16 protein-coding genes are annotated in these 20,037 nt (G+C 45.0%); 10 read left to right on the top strand and 6 right to left on the bottom strand.

Annotated elements, in window-relative coordinates:
* Window positions 1-25: 25 nt before the first annotated feature.
* The 3 genes from acnD (at window position 26) to FKN88_RS01755 (ending at window position 5,975) form a co-directional block, all read left to right on the top strand.
* Window positions 26-2,623, top strand: a complete 2,598-nt coding sequence (acnD, locus tag FKN88_RS01745; protein WP_154168266.1) for a Fe/S-dependent 2-methylisocitrate dehydratase AcnD — start codon at window positions 26-28, stop codon at window positions 2,621-2,623.
* Window positions 2,620-3,855, top strand: a complete 1,236-nt coding sequence (gene prpF, locus FKN88_RS01750; RefSeq protein ID WP_306687155.1) for a 2-methylaconitate cis-trans isomerase PrpF — start codon at window positions 2,620-2,622, stop codon at window positions 3,853-3,855. Before acnD ends, prpF begins: the two co-directional genes overlap by 4 nt.
* Window positions 3,856-4,112: 257 nt before the next feature.
* On the top strand, window positions 4,113-5,975 hold the full coding sequence (locus tag FKN88_RS01755) for a potassium transporter Kup (protein WP_158138418.1): 1,863 nt from the start codon (window positions 4,113-4,115) through the stop codon (window positions 5,973-5,975).
* A gap of 86 nt (window positions 5,976-6,061) precedes the next feature.
* Here FKN88_RS01755 and FKN88_RS01760 read toward each other — a convergent pair whose 3' ends face one another.
* The 3 genes from FKN88_RS01760 to FKN88_RS01770 form a co-directional block, all read right to left on the bottom strand.
* Window positions 6,062-6,745 carry a DedA family protein gene (locus FKN88_RS01760; RefSeq protein ID WP_004395317.1) on the bottom strand — a complete coding sequence of 228 codons (684 nt, stop codon included), beginning with the start codon at window positions 6,743-6,745 and terminating at the stop codon, window positions 6,062-6,064.
* Between the two features lie 52 nt (window positions 6,746-6,797).
* Window positions 6,798-7,175 (bottom strand): hypothetical protein, encoded by a 378-nt coding sequence (locus FKN88_RS01765; RefSeq protein WP_154168262.1) that lies wholly within the window; start codon window positions 7,173-7,175, stop codon window positions 6,798-6,800.
* Window positions 7,176-7,273: 98 nt separating this feature from the next.
* The gene (locus FKN88_RS01770; protein ID WP_306687156.1) at window positions 7,274-7,987 is read right to left on the bottom strand and encodes a GGDEF domain-containing protein; all 714 of its coding nucleotides are present in this window, start codon (window positions 7,985-7,987) and stop codon (window positions 7,274-7,276) included.
* Between the two features lie 563 nt (window positions 7,988-8,550).
* Here FKN88_RS01770 and FKN88_RS01775 point away from each other — a divergent pair.
* The gene (locus FKN88_RS01775) at window positions 8,551-9,534 is read left to right on the top strand and encodes a YafY family protein (RefSeq protein ID WP_154168258.1); all 984 of its coding nucleotides are present in this window, start codon (window positions 8,551-8,553) and stop codon (window positions 9,532-9,534) included.
* A gap of 100 nt (window positions 9,535-9,634) precedes the next feature.
* Here the strand turns inward: FKN88_RS01775 and FKN88_RS01780 are convergent, their stop codons facing one another.
* The gene (locus tag FKN88_RS01780; protein WP_154168256.1) at window positions 9,635-10,282 is read right to left on the bottom strand and encodes a HEPN domain-containing protein; all 648 of its coding nucleotides are present in this window, start codon (window positions 10,280-10,282) and stop codon (window positions 9,635-9,637) included.
* Window positions 10,283-10,523: 241 nt separating this feature from the next.
* Here FKN88_RS01780 and FKN88_RS01785 point away from each other — a divergent pair, with 241 nt between their 5' ends.
* Window positions 10,524-11,306 carry a cytosolic protein gene (locus FKN88_RS01785; protein WP_154168254.1) on the top strand — a complete coding sequence of 261 codons (783 nt, stop codon included), beginning with the start codon at window positions 10,524-10,526 and terminating at the stop codon, window positions 11,304-11,306.
* A gap of 60 nt (window positions 11,307-11,366) precedes the next feature.
* Window positions 11,367-12,401 carry a cytosolic protein gene (locus FKN88_RS01790; RefSeq protein WP_154168252.1) on the top strand — a complete coding sequence of 345 codons (1,035 nt, stop codon included), beginning with the start codon at window positions 11,367-11,369 and terminating at the stop codon, window positions 12,399-12,401.
* A gap of 101 nt (window positions 12,402-12,502) precedes the next feature.
* Here FKN88_RS01790 and FKN88_RS01795 read toward each other — a convergent pair whose 3' ends face one another.
* Window positions 12,503-13,822, bottom strand: coding sequence for an alpha/beta fold hydrolase (locus tag FKN88_RS01795; RefSeq protein ID WP_154168251.1), 1,320 nt, complete (start codon window positions 13,820-13,822; stop codon window positions 12,503-12,505).
* Window positions 13,823-14,330: 508 nt separating this feature from the next.
* On the opposite strand from FKN88_RS01795, the gene FKN88_RS01800 reads away from it, so the two are divergent.
* Window positions 14,331-14,888 carry a sugar O-acetyltransferase gene (locus FKN88_RS01800; protein WP_154168249.1) on the top strand — a complete coding sequence of 186 codons (558 nt, stop codon included), beginning with the start codon at window positions 14,331-14,333 and terminating at the stop codon, window positions 14,886-14,888.
* An 81-nt stretch (window positions 14,889-14,969) separates the two neighbouring features.
* Here the strand turns inward: FKN88_RS01800 and FKN88_RS01805 are convergent, their stop codons facing one another.
* Complete coding sequence (locus FKN88_RS01805; RefSeq protein WP_306687157.1) at window positions 14,970-16,451, bottom strand: carboxypeptidase M32; 1,482 nt, start codon at window positions 16,449-16,451, stop codon at window positions 14,970-14,972.
* A gap of 432 nt (window positions 16,452-16,883) precedes the next feature.
* Here FKN88_RS01805 and FKN88_RS01810 point away from each other — a divergent pair, with 432 nt between their 5' ends.
* The 3 genes from FKN88_RS01810 to FKN88_RS01820 are packed head-to-tail and all read left to right on the top strand — an operon-like array spanning window position 16,884 to window position 19,878.
* A complete protein-coding gene (locus FKN88_RS01810) occupies window positions 16,884-18,569 on the top strand; it encodes a carbon starvation protein A (RefSeq protein ID WP_040904322.1) in 1,686 nt (561 codons plus the stop codon).
* Window positions 18,556-18,828, top strand: coding sequence for a cory-CC-star protein (locus FKN88_RS01815; RefSeq protein ID WP_040904321.1), 273 nt, complete (start codon window positions 18,556-18,558; stop codon window positions 18,826-18,828). Before FKN88_RS01810 ends, FKN88_RS01815 begins: the two co-directional genes overlap by 14 nt.
* A 39-nt stretch (window positions 18,829-18,867) precedes the next feature.
* Window positions 18,868-19,878, top strand: coding sequence for an ArsA family ATPase (locus tag FKN88_RS01820; RefSeq protein ID WP_154168245.1), 1,011 nt, complete (start codon window positions 18,868-18,870; stop codon window positions 19,876-19,878).
* The last annotated feature ends 159 nt before the right edge of the window (window positions 19,879-20,037 follow it).

Here is a 20,037-nt window from a genome sequence, read left to right on the forward strand (position 1 = left end):
GATTATTGAGGATCAAAGAAAGAGAATGAAGAGTCGTTTTAGACAAACCTTACCCGGAACCGAGATAGATTACTTTGACGCTCGCGCAGCGATTAACGCCATCAAGCCTGATGCGTATCAGAGGCTGCCTTATACCTCGCGGATACTGGCCGAAAATCTGGTGCGCTGTTGTCCTGGTGAGCAACTTACGTCAGCATTAACACAGTTGATTGAGCGTAAGCAAGATCGGGATTTTCCTTGGTATCCTGCGCGTGTAGTGTGCCATGATATTTTAGGTCAAACCGCTTTGGTTGATTTAGCCGGACTACGTGATGCGATTGCTGAGCAAGGCGGCGATCCAGCGCAAGTCAACCCCATCGTCGAAACGCAATTGATTGTTGACCATTCATTAGCGGTCGAGCACGCTGGTTTTGACGCCGATGCTTTAGCAAAAAATCGTGCGATTGAAGACCGACGCAATGAAGACCGTTTTCATTTCATTGAATGGTGCAAACACGCGTTTAAAAATGTCAGCGTGATCCCCGCTGGCAATGGCATTATGCATCAAATCAATTTAGAAAAAATGTCGCCAGTCATCCAACTGAAGCAAGGCGTTGCCTTCCCTGATACTTGTGTGGGGACCGATAGCCATACCCCTCATATTAATGCTCTTGGGGTTATTGCCATTGGTGTTGGCGGCTTAGAAGCGGAAACCGTCATGCTCGGCCGACCATCGATGATGCGTTTACCGGATATTGTCGGGGTAAAGCTTATCGGCCAGCGCCAAGCTGGAATTACCGCGACCGATATTGTATTAGCATTAACCGAGTTTTTGCGTACGCAGCGAGTGGTCTCAGCCTATTTAGAATTTTTTGGTGAAGGAGCCCATCAACTGACGATTGGCGATCGCGCCACCATCGCCAACATGACGCCAGAATATGGTGCTAGCGCGGGTTTGTTCTATATCGATCAGCAAACGCTACGTTATCTTCAGCTCACGGGCCGCGAACCAGATCAAATCGCGTTAGTTGAGCAGTACGCTAAACAGACTGGCTTATGGGCTGATGAGTTGCTCGAGGTGCAGTATGAAAGAGTCTTAACCTTTGATCTCTCTCAAGTCGAACGCACCATGGCTGGGCCTTCTCAACCCCATCGCTGTTTACCTACCTCACAATTGGTTGAGCGCGGTATCGCCCATACGCTAAGACAAGAGAGTACTCAATTCGGCTTACCTGATGGGGCGGTGATCATCGCAGCGATCACCTCATGCACCAATACCAGTAATCCGCGCAATTTGGTCGCGGCGGGATTACTTGCTAAAAAAGCCAATCAGCGTGGCTTGATACGTCAGCCTTGGGTGAAAAGCTCCTTTGCGCCCGGCTCTAAAGTCGCCAAACTGTACTTAGAAGAAGCCAACTTATTAACCGAACTTGAAACGCTAGGATTTGGGATTGTTGGCTACGCTTGTACAACCTGTAATGGAATGAGCGGTGCGTTGGATCCGGCCATTGAGCGAGAAATTCTTGCCCGTGATCTCTATACCACTGCAGTCTTATCTGGTAATCGTAACTTTGATGGGCGGATTCATCCTCATGCCAAACACGCTTTTTTAGCGTCACCACCGCTGGTCGTCGCCTACGCGATTGCTGGCAGCATTCGCTTTGATATTGAGCGAGATGCGCTTGGTGTGGACAGTCAGGGCAACCCGATTTACTTAGCGGATATCTGGCCGAGTGATGAAGAGATTGATGCCGTGGTCGAGAGCTGCGTTAAGCCGCAGCAATATCAGCACGTGTATATTCAAATGTTTCAGCTACAGGATTCGACTCAGCCAACGTCCCCGCTTTATGATTGGCGTCCTCACAGTACTTATATTCGACGCCCTCCTTACTGGCAAGGTGCGCTGGCTGGCAAGCCGAGTTTAACTGCCATGCGTCCGTTAGCGATTTTAGGTGACAATGTCACAACTGATCACCTTTCTCCCTCGAATGCGATTTTAGCGAATAGTGCAGCCGGAGAGTATTTAGCCAGCATGGGCGTTCCCGAAGCGGACTTTAACTCTTATGCGACTCATCGCGGCGATCATTTAACAGCGCAACGCGCCACGCTTGCTAATCCCAAACTATTGAATGAAATGGTCAAAGAGAACGGCGAAGTGATACAAGGCTCGCTAGCGCGGATTGAGCCAGAAGGGCGAGTCACTCGACTATGGGAAGCAATAGAAACCTATCTAGAACGCCAACAACCGTTAATCATTATTGCTGGTGCCGATTATGGCCAAGGCTCATCTCGTGATTGGGCGGCGAAAGGGGTACGTTTAGCTGGCGTTGAGGCGATTGTTGCCGAAGGCTTTGAGCGCATTCATCGCACCAATTTAGTTGGTATGGGAGTATTGCCGCTGCAATTTATGACAGGGATGAACCGTTTAACCCTTGATTTAGACGGCAGCGAGTTATTTGATGTCCGCGGAGTGATCCAGCCAAATGCGAGACTCACGTTGACCATCACTCGCCGAGATCAGTCTTCTTTCTCTGTTTCAGTGATTTGCCGCCTTGAAACCGAAGATGAACTCGACGTTTATCAAGCGGGTGGGGTATTACCTCGTTTTGCCGAACAATTTTTAACTAAAGAGAAGCCGTTATGAGTCATGTTCATTCTATAGTCTCTACTGCCTCAGACAGTACCGTTGGTTCAGTGCGGCAAATAAAAATTCCCGCCACCTATTTAAGAGGTGGCACCAGTAACGGCGTGTTTTTTAAGCTCTCCGATCTCCCTCTTGATGCCCAATTATCTGGCGAGTATCGCGATAGACTGTTATTGAGAGTGATAGGTAGTCCTGATGCCTATGGCAAGCAGATCGATGGTATGGGAGGGGGAAGTTCGAGTACCAGTAAAGTTGCGCTGATTTCGAAAAGTCAGCAAGCGGATCACGATATCGATTATCTGTTTGGCCAAGTCGCTATCGACCAACCGCAGATTGATTGGAGTGGTAATTGCGGTAACCTTTCTGCGGCAGTCGGTCCTTTTGCGATAGAGGCGGGGTTGATTGACCCTGCTCGTATCCCTGAACAGGGCGTGGTGGAGGTAAAAGTATGGCAAACCAACATTCAAAAAACGCTGATCATTCATGTACCCATCGTCAACGGTCAAGTTCAAGAAATCGGTGATTTTCAGCTTGATGGCGTCGCGTTTCCTGCGCCTGAAATTCAGGTTGAATTTATAGAACCTGCTGAGGGGCAAGGCGCGATATTTCCGACGGGTAATCTACGTGACTGCTTATCCATCCCCGGTCTTGGTGATATTGAGGTGACGTTGATTAATGCAGGGATTGCGACCATTTTTCTTGATGCTCACCGACTGGGTTATCAAGGCGATGAAGGCCAAGAGGCGGTCAATACCGATCTTGAAATGCTCGCTAAGTTAGAAATGATCCGTGCGCATGGCGCGTTAAAAATGGGCTTGATTGAGCATTTAGAACAAGCTAAAGCGCGTCAACATACGCCTAAAATTGCTTTTGTCGCGCCATCGAAAGCCTACCTCACCGCTAGCGGAAAACAGATTGAGAGTGCTGAAGTTGATCTCCTTGTACGTGCACTGTCAATGGGGAAATTACACCATGCGATGATGGGAACCGCTGCCGTTGCCATTGCCGCAGCGGCGTGCGTTCCCGGCACGGTCGTCAATCAAGCCGCGGGAGGCGGTCAACGAAGTCAAGTTACTTTGGGGCATCCTTCTGGCCTATTAACGGTCGGCGCTACGATTGAGTCGACCGTTATTGAAGAAGACACACCACCTATTTGGCGGATCACTAAAGCGGTGATGAGTCGCAGTGCTCGGATATTAATGGAAGGCTCGGTGAGAGTTCCAGCGCCATAATCATTTTTTGGAGATAGCGTTCAGCTATCTCCATGGCCATACTAAGTGCAACAATTGATTTGATTGTCAAAAGGAGCCGTTGAGCGAAGATAAGTCGCATGACTCATTGAGCATTGACTGCAACTGAATGTCCTTTGGCGCTGAAATTTTATATTTTCTATATATCTCTCGTCTTGTTTTATACATTTTCTTTAAATCCATCTGATTAGTATGGGGATCTCTATTCAGATAGGATGCGCTGAAAGCGCAATAGGAAAATGAAACCATCACAAAAAAGTACGTCTTCGCTTGCTCTATTGGCTGTCGGTATTGTTTATGGTGATATTGGAACTAGCCCTTTATACGCATTGAAAGAAGTGTTTTTTAGCCATCATCCCCTTATTATTAATCCAACCAATGTATTGGGAATACTCTCGTTAGTCTTTTGGGCATTTATTATCATCGTGTCGGTAAAGTATTTATTGTTCATCACCCAAGCGGATCAAAATGGTGAAGGCGGTATCTTAACCTTAGCGAGTATTGCCAAAACTCATTGTCCTCATTCATTCAAACCCGTGGTTCTGCTATTGGGTTTATTAGCCGCAGGGTTCTTTTTTGGTGAAGCGGTGATTACACCAGCGATGTCGGTGCTCTCTGCGGTTGAAGGGATAGCCGTGGCTAAAGCCAGCTTAGCGCCTTATGTCTTGCCAATTGCCTTAGCGATCATCTGCGCGTTATTTGCTATTCAAGTATTGGGAACAGAGTTGATTGGCCGTTTTTTTGCGCCCATTATGTTGCTCTGGTTTATCACACTGGGCGTTTTAGGTTTCATCGCTATCATCAAGCAACCACAGGTTTTGGCTGCAGTAAATCCATATTATGCTTGGCATTTTATTGCTACTCACGGCGCTTATAGCTTAATTATACTCGGTGTTGTCGTACTGTCGGTGACTGGCGTTGAAGCGTTATACGCCGATATGGGCCATATTGGGATTACACCGATTCGATGGGCTTGGTTTACTATTGTTTTACCCAGTTTGCTATTTAACTACTTTGGGCAAGGTGCGTATTTACTTCAAACACAAGGCATAGAAAGGCAAACTTTCTATGGATTAGTCCCCCATTCGTTACTGTGGCCGTTGATTATTTTGGCAACGTTAGCGGCGATCATCGCTTCTCAAGCGGTGATCTCTGGTATTTTCTCATTGACTCGTCAAGCGATGAACTATGGTTATCTGCCACCATTAAAAATTACTCATACTTCAGCGCACTCTCAAGGACAAATTTATGTGCCAGCAGCGAATCTATTACTATTCGCTTCAGTGATGATGGTGATGGCGAGTTTTAAATCCTCGGCAAATTTAGCCGCCGCTTATGGGATTGCGGTAACTGCGATCATGACCATCTCTTCATTATTAATCTTGGTGGTGATGCGTTATGGCTGGCATTGGCGGTTACGTTACGTCATTGTCATGGGCGCTATTTTCATCTCTTTGGACGTATTATTACTGATCTCGACATCGACTAAATTTAGTCATGGTGGCTGGCTACCAATCGTGCTTGGTGGTGGTGTATTCCTTATTATGTATATCTGGCAGCAACAGAAACAGCGTTTATTGGAACAATCCGGGAGTGATTTATCGTTACCGGCAATGATCACATCACTCGAAGGGGAAACCTTTCAACGTACCCAACGTACCGCTGTGTATTTTTCTCGTTCGAGCGCTCATGTGCCTCGGTCACTGATCCATAACTTAAAATACAATAAGGTGTTGCATGAGCGTAATGTCTTGATGACTTTTCAAAGTGAATCGCAGCCTTATGTTCATCCCTGTCGTCGAGCGGAGATAACCCAACTGTCAGAGACGTTTTGGCAGGTGATCATTCATACGGGATATCAAGAAACCTTAGAAATAGACCAAGTGATGCACTCTTGTGCTTTAAAGGGGCTATTTCTCCATCCTAATGAAACGATTTTTTTCCTTTCTGCTGAGCATATCCAAGCACAAAAAATCGGCTTATGGCATGACTTTAAGGCCAAGCTATTTATTTTGCTGAGCAAGCATGCATTACGAACGTCTGAGCGGTTGAATATTCCCTCGGATCGATTAATTGAGATGGGCGTTTATCGGGAAATTTAACCTCTGTCATTAAGGTTACGAAAAAAGTAAAAGGCCAAGTAACTGTGTTTACATGGCCTTTTTTGATAATAGAGAATGAAAGCTTATTAATTTGATTCGCGATGAATAGGCGATATTTTTTGCTGAGCACGTCGGCGGACAGACCAACCAATGAGTAGGCTTACGACACCAATCAACAACGTCATCAACGGGGCGAGAATCAAAATATGATTGGCAATTTTCGATAAGTTATCAGGTAGTAATGACACGCCATAACCTGAAAAGACCAGAAAAAGAACCCATGCGATGGCACTCAAGGGGGTAACCAATAAAAAACGCGTTGGAGATATCGCATTTCTCAGGCCCATGACCATCGGCAATAAAGAGCGCACAACCGGTAAGAAACGCGCCATAAACATCGCCAGCATGCCGTATTTATGAATTAAACGATCTGTTGTATCCCATTGTTTAGCCGGAACTTTCCCTAACCAAGAAGCCACCATACGCCATTCTTTCAATTGATGACCTTGGTAAAATGCCATTGCTCCTCCTAACCATCCGGCGATGATCAGCACGCCAATCACGGCGTATAAATTCAAAATGCCGACAGCAGCAAGGCTACCACACAAGATAACGATGCTATCACACGGTAAAGGCGCAGCAGGCAGGAAAGCACTCTCAACAAAAATCAGTAACCCGATGCAGAGATACAATAACGAAAGATCGATGTGCTGTAATGCAATCAGATCTTGATGCCATAAGGCAGAAAAAATAGACAATAGCGTATTCACAATACCTTTCCTCAATCAAAAAAATAATAACGAACGGTTTGATTGAAAAAAGCTAAGCGTGAGCGAAACGTGAATAGAGGTTGGAAAATCGCAGAGCTTTGCGGATAAAAAACAGCGTGGATTGACTAAAGTAAAACCACAATATGATCGCCGCGACACTCAGTGCAAGAGCAAGATAAAAGGGAGCGTCTTTCTTTAGCTCGATATCGTCATTATCATCAGAGATTAGGCGAATGGGTGTTGCGCGGTTTGGCTCACTGCGTGCGATCACCGCGAGTGAATATTGTTCAGGATGCGCTTGTTCGCTAGCCAAGTGGTGATGAGTCTGAGTGGATACCGCCAGCGGTTTCTCTTGAATAGCATTTAAGTTAAGCCAGTCAGGAAAACTGACCAGAGCGATAAACAATGCAAACAGAGCAGACTGGATCATAAGACGATTGTGGGTAACTTGAAATTACCGAGAGTATGCGGTGTGTCAGCCATATCTGTAAAGCGTTTTTAACCGCCCGAGTGAGTGAGGACCGTAAATCATTCATTAATGACTGAGTAACCATTCTCATCGGTCACGGGTTGATGATGTTTTTTGAATTTTTTGACTTGATACATAGACTGATCAGCCAATTCGATAAGAGAATGTGCCGTAGGATTGTGTGAGGCATCTCGTTTGGGGGTATTCTGATGAATATAAACACCAGCAGATACCGTAACGTGGAAAGGCGTATTATCTACCCAAGTGAAAGGTGAACCTGACAATCTTTGCTCAAGGGCCGTACACCATCGTTGGGCTTTAATATCATCATATCCTGGTAACAACGCTACGAACTCATCACCGCCAAATCGAGCGATATCGTGATCGTCATTGCTTATTTCTTTGAGAATACGCCCGATGTGAGCTAAGGCTCTATCGCCAATCGCATGCCCAAACTGATCATTAATCATCTTTAAGTTATCTAAATCGATAAACACAATGGCAAGTGGCGATGTAGATTGACTTTGTAACCATTGTTCAAGGATTAACATGCCATATTCACGAGTATTTAAACCAGTTAAACCATCATGATTGAGCTGATATTCTAATCTGGCAATTTTAGCAAGCAGTTGCTGATTTTCTTTGATTAATGCCTGCATCGTGTGTTCAGCATGACGGTAAGCTTGATGATTAATCATAGGTTCGGATGTCTGACCCGTTACACAAGTCATTTTAGGTTCTAGATTTACCGTATCAGATAACACTTTGCTCATACTCGCTATTCCTTACTGGATATTCACGATTTAAATGCTTTTTAATAGCGATAGCTTAGCGAGTCTTGCGGCGTAATGTGTCGTAGCTAAGCGATATCTTCTTCTTGATTAAAAAGTAAGCAAGGATAGTGCCAGTATATATATCGTTGCCTTATTGATGTTTATTGACCGAGTTTAAAACAGTCATGGTGTTCAATAAGAGGTGGTCGAGTAAAGGTGGCACAGTAGCTAACTGATTGATTGCTATTTATACAATGTGCTGCGACGCAATTTGTCTTAGCTCACGTTATTCTTAATTCACCACTAAATGCACACTGGATTGCTTAACTTCTGTTTGCATATTGGGTATAACCAACATCAATGCAACAGAGGCAATATAAGGCCGCTATGATGATTGACCGTGCTTCGTTCTGCTTGCTTGGTTTGCAGTGTCAGCATCAATTTTGGAAATCCTATCCTCGGGTACTGTTTTGCCTCTTGGATTCAAGTACGAAGTGCTGCTCACTGAAAGTGATCAAACATTACCAAATCGTTAAATAACCCCTTAGTAAAGTGATACCAGCATGGCGAAACGAGCATCGACCCAAGAATCCTTACATATTGCGTTTGAAATTTTGAAGCGCATTCCAAAAACAGGCCAAGTGACCGCCAGTGAGATTCATCAGCAGTTACTGGGTTTAGACATTCAACGTGATTTGCGCAGTGTCCAGCGCACGTTAGATATGTTATCGCAACATTTTGATATTGAGCGGGATGAACGCAGCAAGCCTTATGGTTACCGATGGTGCAAGCACAGCCATGGTTTTCATTTACCGAAACTTTCGCCTAGTGAGGCGCTGCTGCTTAACTTAGCGGAAGATTATTTAGCCAATTTATTACCGGCCAATTTAGCTCTCTCATTAGAAAGTTTTTTCCGCGAAGCAAAACATACGTTAGCGCCGACGGCCAGCAGCCAAAAGGAGCGGGAATGGCTAAAAAAAGTGCGGGTAGTCAGTGAAACTCAGCCGTTATTGCCACCAACCATTAATAACCACGTCTTTCAGGCGGTGAGTGAAGCGCTGTTTCATGATCGCTTGCTGGATATTGAGTATCACAATGCCAAACAAGAACAAAAAAGCGCCACGGTCATGCCCCTTGGCCTCGCTCAGCAAGGTAATCGCTTGTATTTAGTGTGTCGCTTTAATGGCTATGCTAACGAGCGCAGTTTAGCTCTGCATCGGATTAATAAAGCGCTGGTGTCGACCTTTACTTTCTTGCGACCGGCAGAGTTTCGATTAAGCCAATACGACGGCGATGGTCGCTTTGGGTTTGGCGAAGGCCAGCACTGCCAAGTGCAATTTAACATCAGTAAAGTGGCGGGCTTTCATTTGCTGGAAACCCCTCTCGCCAGCGATCAGCAGGTCGAAGAATACGAAAACCACTACCAGATCCGCGCCACGGTGATTCACTCAAAACAGCTCGAACGCTGGCTAAATAGCTTTGGCGAGCAAGTGTGGGCGGTGGAGATAAGCAGCCAGCCACAAAAGCAATTAACAGCACAGGTATAAAATAGATATGGATACGCGTTTTAAATTGAAAGAATAAAGCTTAAATATAGATATATGCCAAACCATTCGGTGTTGTAGGTGGTAGCAAGCGAGTAGCACATCACACCAACGGATACACTGGCTCGCCCCACATGGCTTGTTTATTGTTCATCATAATGGTGATTAAGGTGGGGACAAGGTGTTGCAGTAGGCTGGTGCAATCGCGTAGTTGTTGGCGGTTAGCGGAACTGCCAAAGGTTGCGCCACCGTGAATCATTTGGTTTCTTAAGGTGTAAAGGCGAGCGAATACAATCGATAATACTGAAGCCGTATCATTTTGGCTCAGTGCTTGGTTAGCGGCGATTTTAGCTTTGCTGCACGCTTGTTTCCAACTTTCTTGGTCAATCCGGCCGGCTTGATAATCCCAATAAGCTTGTAAAATAAATTCATTGTCTAAAATGCAGCGAATAGGTCCAGAGTATTGCTCCCAGACAATCGCGCTTAATTGCTGCTGTTTATCTAACTCAACTAATTTGCTTAAAAACTCTTGAAATAAGCCGCGCTCACCAAAGCTACTTTTTTGTTCAAAATCTTGGGCGTAGGCAGAATTAAACGCTATCCATAAAAACAGAAAGGCGGAATCGTCATCGTTGCACTGTTCGGCTTTATTCAGCCAGCTGAGCGCGCGATGGACACGAATGGATAGGGCGCTAGGGTATTGATCTCGCTCTGCACGGTGACGCTGCTTTAAAGTATTAAATGTTAGCATTGGTTACCTTCCTTACCGAGTGTTAAAGTCCTTGATTATTGAATGCTAACCATAAAAATCACCTCACAGAGATACCTACTTTTAAGCATTCAGTTGATTATGTTGAGTATGCCGTTATTAACTAACAAGCTGCAAACAGATTGGCAAGGAAGTGTGAATCATTGACGGATTTGCTTAGTGCATATCATTTCTGTTGGATTTTTGCTAAGGTGCGCGGTTTGATTTTTCGTCGGGGAAAGTAATGAAGTTACTGTATTGGCTTAATGAAGCTTTATCGCTTTCTCATCCGGCGTTGCAGGCTAGGTTACCTTTTACAGGCTCGAACCTAATTGATGATGTATTTGTCCGTTACCAGCTTGTGGATATCGACCAGCCATTACTATTTCTATTTTCACCTTCGGGCAGTGATGTTCGTCAGCAAGAGTTGCATGCTGATTATGTTCCTTGGGGTTATGATTTCGCTCAGCAGCAACAGGTTAATGTGATTGCTTTTCAGCACCTAGGAATGACGAACTGGTTTCGAAGCCCGAGTTTGATTGAGTTCCTTGAGCAACTTGCGCCATTACTGGCCCGGTTTCCCCTGCGCTTAGGTTATGGCTTAAGTCGGGGTGGGTTTGCGATTGGGGCGTTTGCCAATTTACTGCAGCTTAATCATGTGCTGCTGTTTTACCCTGTGAGTACCAAAAATAAACAGTTGGTGCCGTGGGATACACGTGTCAGTACCGAAGCAGCCCAAAAATTTGATTGGCAGGGGAAATACCATGATAAAGATCTTGGCGCAGCCCAAGGCTATATTATTTACGACCCTAACGATCCCATTGATGCCCTGCATGCTCAACGTTACCCAGAGCTAATTCAAGTGCCGATATCAGGCATGGGGCATGGTATTCGTTCAAATGATACTGAAAAGTTAAGTTTTTATAACCATATCGCTGAGCAGTTTATTCATCAACAAAAGATAGCTGTTGATGATTGTTATCAACAAGCTCGGCAGTGGTTTTTCGAGAGGAAAGAGCCCGAATAAGCGGGGAAATTCACGGTATTTTTAAACACAATTGCGTAATGCAATTTAGATGGAGGATAAATGAAGTTACTGTATTGGCTGGATGAATGGGCGTCTCTTTCCAAAGACGAACAACAGGCCAAGTTACCGATGTCTGGTGAGGATTTACTTGATGACATTTTTGTGAAATATCAATTTGTTGATTTAAATAAACCCTTGTTATTTACCTTCTCACCAGCAGGAACGAATTTACAGGAACAGGACTTAGATTCGAATTTTTCGCCTTGGGGCTATCGTCTTGCCCAAAAGCAAGAGGTTAATATTATTGCTTTTCAGCATTTAGGGAAAAGTAATTGGTTTCGTAGTCGCAACTTAATTTTCTTTTTAGAGCAATTATCAACCTTATTGAGCCCGTTTAAGTCGCGGTTAGGTTATGGGCTGAGTCGTGGTGGCTTTGCGGTGGGCGCGTTCGCTAATTTACTAAAGCTAAATCAAGTTTTGCTTTTTTATCCGGTGAGCACCAAAAACCAACAAATTGTCCCTTGGGACGACCGATCCAGCACTCAGCTGGCGCAGCAATATGATTGGCAGGGTGATTATCACGATCTCGATTTAGGGGATGCGAAGGGGTACATCATTTACGACCCGACGAATCACATCGACCGACTGCATGCCAAACGCTACCCGCAATTAACTCACTTAAGGGTATTTGGTATGGGGCATGGCACTCATGCTAATTATCTCAATCAATTTGGCTTTTACAAACAGGTGGCGGTAGATTTTATTCGTCATCAACATATTGATATCGCTCAGTTTCGTAATCAAACCAGAGCGTTGCGTTTTAAAGAAGACTATTATCAGTGTCTGAATAAAGCCAATGCCAATTCTAGGCATCGTTTAGGGTTACTCAGTACCGCGCATCATGTATTGATGGCTGAGAAAAATGCGCATATTAAACAGCATCAAACCAATATTGATATCCAGCCTTTGGTGGATATTGCTATTAAGCATCAGCATGAAAACCCGCAGGATGCGGTGCAGTTATTAGAATTTGCTCAACAGATTGTCCCCGGCGATCCGATGGTTGAATATAAATTGCAGCAACTGCTTTGTTAAATACCTAGTTAGTTGATAGCAATTAGTTGACAGAAAAAAGCGCCAACGGCGCTTTTTATGATCTGGATGTCACGAAAGTTAACGGCAAGCTTAAACCGCCATCAAGCCATTCGTTTTTGAGCGTCAATATTTGCTGCGATTTGATCGCCCATATTGATTAACTTATCTAAAATTCGCTCACCATCGGCGCGAAGTCCGTTGTGTTCATACTCATTGGTGATCCACGCTGTTGAGTTGGCAATTTGCTTAAGGGTCGCGCGGCTAATATCCATATCAACAAACATATCATCAGCGTAAACCGCGCAACTGACCGGCACCTTATTTTGCGCCAGCACCTGCGGATGATACAGTGCAGGCCAATCACTTTTGGCGGCTAGCTGCTGTGCTGCCGCTTGCAGTGGTTTTAAGCAGGTGTATTGTTCAAACATCCAAGGGAAAACCATCTCTCCGGTAAATAAGAAAGTCTGATCAGGCTGATACTCAAAGACTTGATACTCTTGGCGAATACGTTGTGCGGACCAATTCGAAGCGCTGTGCTGACAGTAAATCGATTCATGCAAAATGGCGTAGATAGGGTTGGTTTGAAATGCTTGTTGCATGAGCATCTGATGAAGAAACTCATAGCTCAAGGTCTCTTGCCCATCGACCGTGATCAAGGCGTTTTCCAGTAGATAATAAGTAGGCAGAAAACTGTCACTTATACCAAAGTTGATGCCGATCTGCTGAAACTGCTCAACGGTAAACACTTGACCATTAGGCAAGCTGACACGGTTTTTTATTAGATGGTTGGCTATGCGCTGGCATAAGGTTTGCGCTTGGGGGAACTGGGCAAAAAAGGCGTGGTTTTTTTCTAAAGTACGAGCAAACGTCGCGCGGTAGACTTCATCAGCATGGGCGGTTAACGATGGCACGCCACCGGTAATATATGCGCGAGATAAGCTATCAGGAAACAAGGATAAGTAAGTCAGTGAGCAAAAGCCACCGAAGCTTTGGCCTAAAATCGCCCATTGCTTAACCCCGAGCGCTTCACGAATGGCTTCCGCGTCGCGTACGATATTATCAGCGCGGAAATGGCTTAAATATTCTGCTTGCTGATTGGCGTTCATGCTCGATAAGGTTTGGTGGGAGATCACCGTGCTATTTCCGGTGCCGCGTTGATCAAGCAGCAAGACTTGATAATCTTGTAGCGCGCGTTTTAACCAGCCGGATAAGCCATTAGGACGCGGCGCCGCAAAGCCCGGACCACCTTGAAAATAGACTAACCAGGGTTTTTGTTGCTCGCCATCAGAGACTAAGCGAATCGCCCGTGCAAAAACCGTAATAGTGCTTGAGTTCGGGTCGTTGTAGTTTAAGGGCAGGGAAAAAGAGTGCGGAGTGTAGTGTACTCCATTGTTAATAAAAGCAGTCAGGTGTTGCTGCATCACTATTCCTTGTTGATTATGGTTATTTTAAATGACAGTGTCACTTTTAACGAATGATTCAATCCATCAGCAAGGGTATAGCAGTTTACTGCTCGGTTCAAAGCGTCCGCAGCAGTCAGCCTGATCTTAATCACGCAGAAAATAAAAAAGCCAGTCGCAAAGGGCGGCTGGCTAAAAATGTGAACAAAATCTATTCACTAACAACGTCAGTTGGCTAGGTGATCCTCGGCTTAAAAGGATCAATCTATACAAAGCATTTAGCGTGCCAACTTTTCAATGCTACGAATGTCCATAAAATCAGTGCTTGTTTGAGTTTAATATCATTTAGTTTCATACTTTGCCTTGCAAAGTGCAATTTATTTTGCGTTTTGCGAATTTTAGTGGTGTGAGGGATAACTTAAGTCAGAGTCTGGTCATCACTTCACAGAGTGTGGGCGGCGTCCTTGCATGGTTCTTATGATCTGTTTATATCGGGGATTATCCCTGATAGAAAGAGAGTCCTTACCTTATGAATGAATTTGAAAAAATGACCTTAGGTTTAGCGCATGATTCTGATAGCCCTGAATTTGGTATGCTAAGAAACCAAGCATTTGATCTACTTAAAGAGATAAATTCTCGTCAGTTTGCCGCGGCTCAGCCTTATCTCGCGAGACTATTCAAACAGGTTGGTGAGAATACGGTGGTTTGCCCGCCGTTCTTTTGTGAGTACGGGAAAACGATTTCGATTGGCAGCGATACTTACATCAATATGGGAGTGACGATGTTGGATAATGCGCCGATCATCATTGGAAACAATGTGTTAATTGGCCCCAATAGCCAATTCTATACACCCACTCATTCGCTCGATTATCAGCAGCGACGTGGTTGGACCTTTCAATGTGCGCCAATTGTGATTGAAGACGATGTTTGGATTGGGGGAAATGCTGTTATTTGCCAAGGCGTGACGATTGGCGCTCGTTCGGTGGTGGCTGCCGGAGCCGTTGTGACCAAAGATGTTGCTCCTGATACCTTGGTTGGTGGTGTGCCAGCTAAATGGATCAAGGCATTAAATCAAGTTGAAGAATAAAAACAGGGAGACGAAAAGTCTCCCGTTTGGATCTGTCTTTTTCCTATCGGAAGCGACAGCGGTGTTAGCTACGTTGATTAATTAACCCAAATAACGCGACACTAAATGTGCCTTGAAGTGTACGGGGTTAAGCACTTCACCCGTCGCTTGTTTCACCAATTCGTCAGTCGTCAGCAGGCTGCCTTGACTCCAGATATTATCACTCAACCAAGTAAAGATCGGGCTGAGATCTTTACGAGCAATCGCTGCTTCTACATCAACACTGTGCTTCATGGTGGCCATAAATTGCGCGGCATACATAGCGCCAAGGGTATAGGAAGGGAAATAGCCAAAGCTGCCGTCTGTCCAGTGAATATCTTGCATACAGCCATTTTGATAGTTGCCAGCGGTGGAAAGGCCAAGATAAGCGCCCATTTTTTCATTCCATAACTCTGGTACATCAGTGTGTTTGATGTGGCCGTTCATTAGATCACGTTCAATCTCATAACGTAAGATAACGTGAGCTGGGTAAGTAAGTTCATCGGCATCAACGCGAATAAAGCCTTTTTCCACACGGGTGTAGAGTTTTTGGAAGTTATCAGCGGCGAACACGGCACTTTCATTCGCTGAGAAATGTTGCTGAGCTAGGGTGGCTAAATGTTCGATGAACGGTGCGCTGCGGCCCAATTGCATTTCAAAAAATAGCGATTGAGATTCATGAATCCCCATTGAGCGAGCATGACCAACTGGATTACCAGCAAAGGCTTTTGGCAAGCCTTGTTCATAACGCGCATGACCGGTTTCATGGACAATACCCATTAACGATTGAGTAAACTCGGCTTCGTTATAACGAGTGGTGATCCGTACATCACTGGGTACGCCACCGCAGAATGGGTGCGTACTTTGATCCAGTCGACCGTGATTAAAGTCGAACTGCAGTAGCTTCATTACCTCTAAACCAAGGGCTTTTTGCTCGTCTGCCGGATAATGAGCCGTCGGTAAAATGATCGGTTCGTGGCTTTGCTTTTCTAGAACCTGATCAATTAAAGAAGGTAACCAAGTTTTTACTTCATTAAATACCTTGTCCAGCGCTTGGCTGTTTGTCCCTGGTTCATAGAGATCAAGCATGGCATCGTAGCGACTAAGACCGGTGATATCAGAGCGAATTTGCGCTTCTTCTTGAGACAGTTTGACCACTTCGGCCCAATTTTTTTCAAAACCAGTCCAGTCGTTATTTTTACGTTGACTGCGCCAAGCATGCTCACACTGAGATCCTGCTAGGGATTGCGCTTTAACCAAAGATTCTGGCAGCGCATTGGCCAGTTGCCATTGACGATGCATTTCTCGCCAAGTCGCTTTTTGTTGTGCGGTTTCGAGCTGCTCTTGGCTGCGAGCGAACCACTCGGCCAGTTGTGGCTCAGTCAGTAACTGATGAATATGAACGGATAATTGTGCCATCGCTTCGGAGCGAGCTTGAGCTCCGCCCGCGGGCATAACCGCAGCTTGATCCCAACCACAAATCGAGCTGAGATGTTCAAAGTGGGCAACTTTTTTAAAATGTTCAATCAGAGCGGTAAAAGCCATGTTGATTTCCTTATTCGATGATGCGTTGGCTCACGATGGTGAATAGGTAGAGCCTTGATTGGCAGTGCTAGAAAACAGAGTCTATAGAATAGGGGATTCTGACTGTGCTGGCTAATCGTTGTTGTTTAGGCTCAATTAATGAGCCTGATACGCGCTAAATTTCTATCCCTAGTTGATGATCCGTCACTGTCCTTTATATGATGGAGTCTTGATTTGCACCCGTTATCTATTATTTTCTTTATCCACTTTTGCATAGGCTGCATGGAAGATCTTAAGGTTAATGCGAAAAAATTAACTGAGAAGTGGCTCACTAATAGTACAAATAGGTTGCGAAGATGTTCAAATTTGTTGTGTTTTTATTTCTGAGGTGAATGTAAAGGTATTACTATCTTTTCGTGCATAACAATAATGAACGCTACAGTGGAGGTAGACATGAATGCAATATTCCTGATGCTAATGGGCTTAGGCGCCATGGCGCTGGGTTACATTTTTTATTCGAAATTTATTTGTGAAAAAATCTTTAAAGTCGACCCGCATTTTCGAACCCCCGCTCATGAAATGAATGATGGAATTGATTATGTACCAACCAATAAGTATGTCTTGTGGGGGCATCACTTTACGTCGGTTGCTGGGGCAGCGCCGATTATTGGTCCTGCGATTGCTGTGATTTGGGGCTGGGTTCCAGCCTTTATCTGGGTTGTTTTTGGCACGATTTTCTTTGCTGGGGTACACGATGCTGGAGCGATTTGGGCCAGTAACCGTAATAAAGCTAAATCGGTTGGTGCGTTAACTGGCGACATTATCGGTCCTCGTGCACGCAGTCTATTTATGATCGTTATCTTTCTTGTACTACTGATGGTGAATGCGGTATTCGCTGTGGTCATTGCCCGTCAGTTAATCAGCTTTCCCAGTGCTACTATCCCTGTGTGGGGAGCGATTTTGGTGGCTTTGGTGATTGGTCAGTTGATTTATCGTCGTTATATCGGGCTTGCGATGGTCTCGCTATTAGGGGTTATTGCTCTGTACGCAATGATTTATGTTGGCCCTATGATGCCGCTTTCTTTGCCCGATACTTTGATGGGATTGAATCCTACACAGAGCTGGATCATCATTCTGTTTGCCTATGCAGCTATCGCTTCTTTATTACCGGTTTGGATGCTGCTGCAGCCAAGGGATTATATTAACGGCATTCAATTATTCATTGGTTTGTTTTTAGTTTACGGTGCGGTCTTATTCGCCGGTCCTGATGTGGTGGCTCCAGCGTTTAACACTAATTTACCAGAGGGAACGCCATCACTGATCCCATTGCTGTTTGTGACGATTGCTTGTGGTGCGATTTCTGGTTTCCACGGTTTAGTGGCGAGTGGTACCACGTCTAAACAGTTAGATAAAGAACCGGATGTCCGCTTTGTTGGTTACTTTGGTGCAATTGGTGAAGGCTCTTTAGCGTTAGCGGCGATTATTGCGGCAACGGCAGGTTTTGCGACCTTAGCTGATTGGCAGGCGGTTTATCATGGCTTTGGTCAAGGCGGCGTTGGTGCGTTTATTAATGGTGGTGCCAACATACTTCAGCAAGGTTTGGGGTTAGATACTACGCTGTCACAAACGTTATTAACCGTAATGGTTGTTCTTTTTGCAGGGACAACGATGGATACGGGGCTTCGTTTGCAGCGCTATATTTTCCAAGAGTGGGGGAATATTTATAACATTAGTTGGATGCAAAAAGCACTACCCGCGACGCTCTTAGCGGTTGGATCTTGTGTTTTGTTAGCGTTTGGTGCTGGTGGCGATGGTTCGGGTGGTCTACTGATTTGGCCGTTATTTGGTACCACTAACCAGTTATTGGCAGGATTAACCTTGCTTGTTATTACGGTGATGTTAGTACGTTTAGGGCGGCCAATGTATTACACCTTAGTACCGCTAGTGTTTTTATTAATTATGACTACCTTAGGTTTATTGATTCAGTTGAAAAGCTTTTACGATAAGCAAGATTGGTTCTTATTTACGCTCGATATTATCGTACTGATTGCTGCTATTTTGATCACCTTAGAGTGCGCTTCCGCCTTGAATAAATTGATTAAAAGTAAGAAGGAGGCGGTGTTGAATGAAACTGAGTAAGATCCGAGCTTGTTTTAAGCTCGCTAATCATTACGCAGAAGAAATTTATAACGCGCCATATCGTTCGGCCATTGCTCGCGCTAAGCGCGAGCAAGACGATTTGTTTATGTTGCTGATCTTCTCCGAGATGATGGGGGTACCTAATCCGGCGAGTTATTACACACTGGAGTTACAACCTCTATTAATGGAGCGTTTTCATGATTGGCATCTGCGCATGGGGATGGCTCATTCACCGCTCGATCAATTTAGATGTTGTTAAACACAAAAGCGGCCAGACATTCACAGAGAGGAGAGAGCGGTGGCGTTATTACTGAATAATCAACGAGTGATTTTAGTTGGCGGAAAAGGTGGGGTAGGTAAAACCACCACTTCAGCAACGTTAGCCTTGTTAGCAGCAGAAAGAGGTCGGAGAGTATTAGTGGTTTCCACCGATCCTGCGCACAGCTTAGCCGATGCCTTTGACCGACCGATCGGCGATAAAATCACCCGAGTTGCCCCGAATCTTGACGGTTTAGAAATTGACCCAGATGAAGAAGTGGTTCGTCATCTTGAGCAAGTCAGCCGCCAGTTAAAACGGTTTACTCGTCCTGAGCTTTATGGTGCCGTTGAGCGGCAAATTCGTTTAACGGGGCAATCTCCCGGCGCACAAGAAGCGGCGTTATTGGAGTGTATTGCACGTACATTAGAGCATGGTCTACAGCACTATGATTTAGTGATTTTTGATACCGCGCCCACCGGCCACACTTTACGTTTACTCGCTCTTCCAGAAGCGATGGCGGCTTGGACACAAGGATTGCTGAAAAGTAACCAACAATCGGACAAGTTTGCCAAGGTGCTTGATCACTTAACGCCAAATAGTGGTAAAGATATTGATAACCCACTGAGCAGTCCAGAAGAGCATGCTACCAGTGGTCTTGATGAACGACACAAAGCAATTGCGGAAATTTTACTTAATCGACAACGGTTATTACAGCGAACGCGAGAAACGTTTTTGGATGGTTCACAAACGGCGATTTTATTTGTATTAACCCCAGAAAAACTGCCAATTTTGGAAACCACGCGAGCGGTACGCTCACTGACCGATGAAAAGTTACCTGTCGCCGGGATTGTGATTAACCGCATTTTACCGACTCATGCGGATGGCGAATTTTTAGCCTTGCGGCGTCAACAGGAAAAACAACATTTACAGGAAATTGATCAGCAGTTTTCCCATCTCAAGCGTTATCCGATCCCTTTACAAGCGACTGATATTCAGGGGACCGACCAATTAATGGCGCTAGGAACGCAGTTTACCCAAGCTGGTTTCTAAGCCAAAGAAAATTGCTCAAAAGGTAAAAAAATATTACAGACAAGTGATTGACTCTCAGGTATAACGATTTTGTGATCTGAATCGTTATATCATTCAGAGCCGCAACAACCGCTAGGGAAGGCAGTGCAAAGAGGGCTTAGTCTGTTCTTTGTAAACTGT

Source organism: Vibrio sp. 2017_1457_13 (assembly GCF_030851525.1).
Classification (GTDB): domain Bacteria; phylum Pseudomonadota; class Gammaproteobacteria; order Enterobacterales; family Vibrionaceae; genus Vibrio; species Vibrio metschnikovii.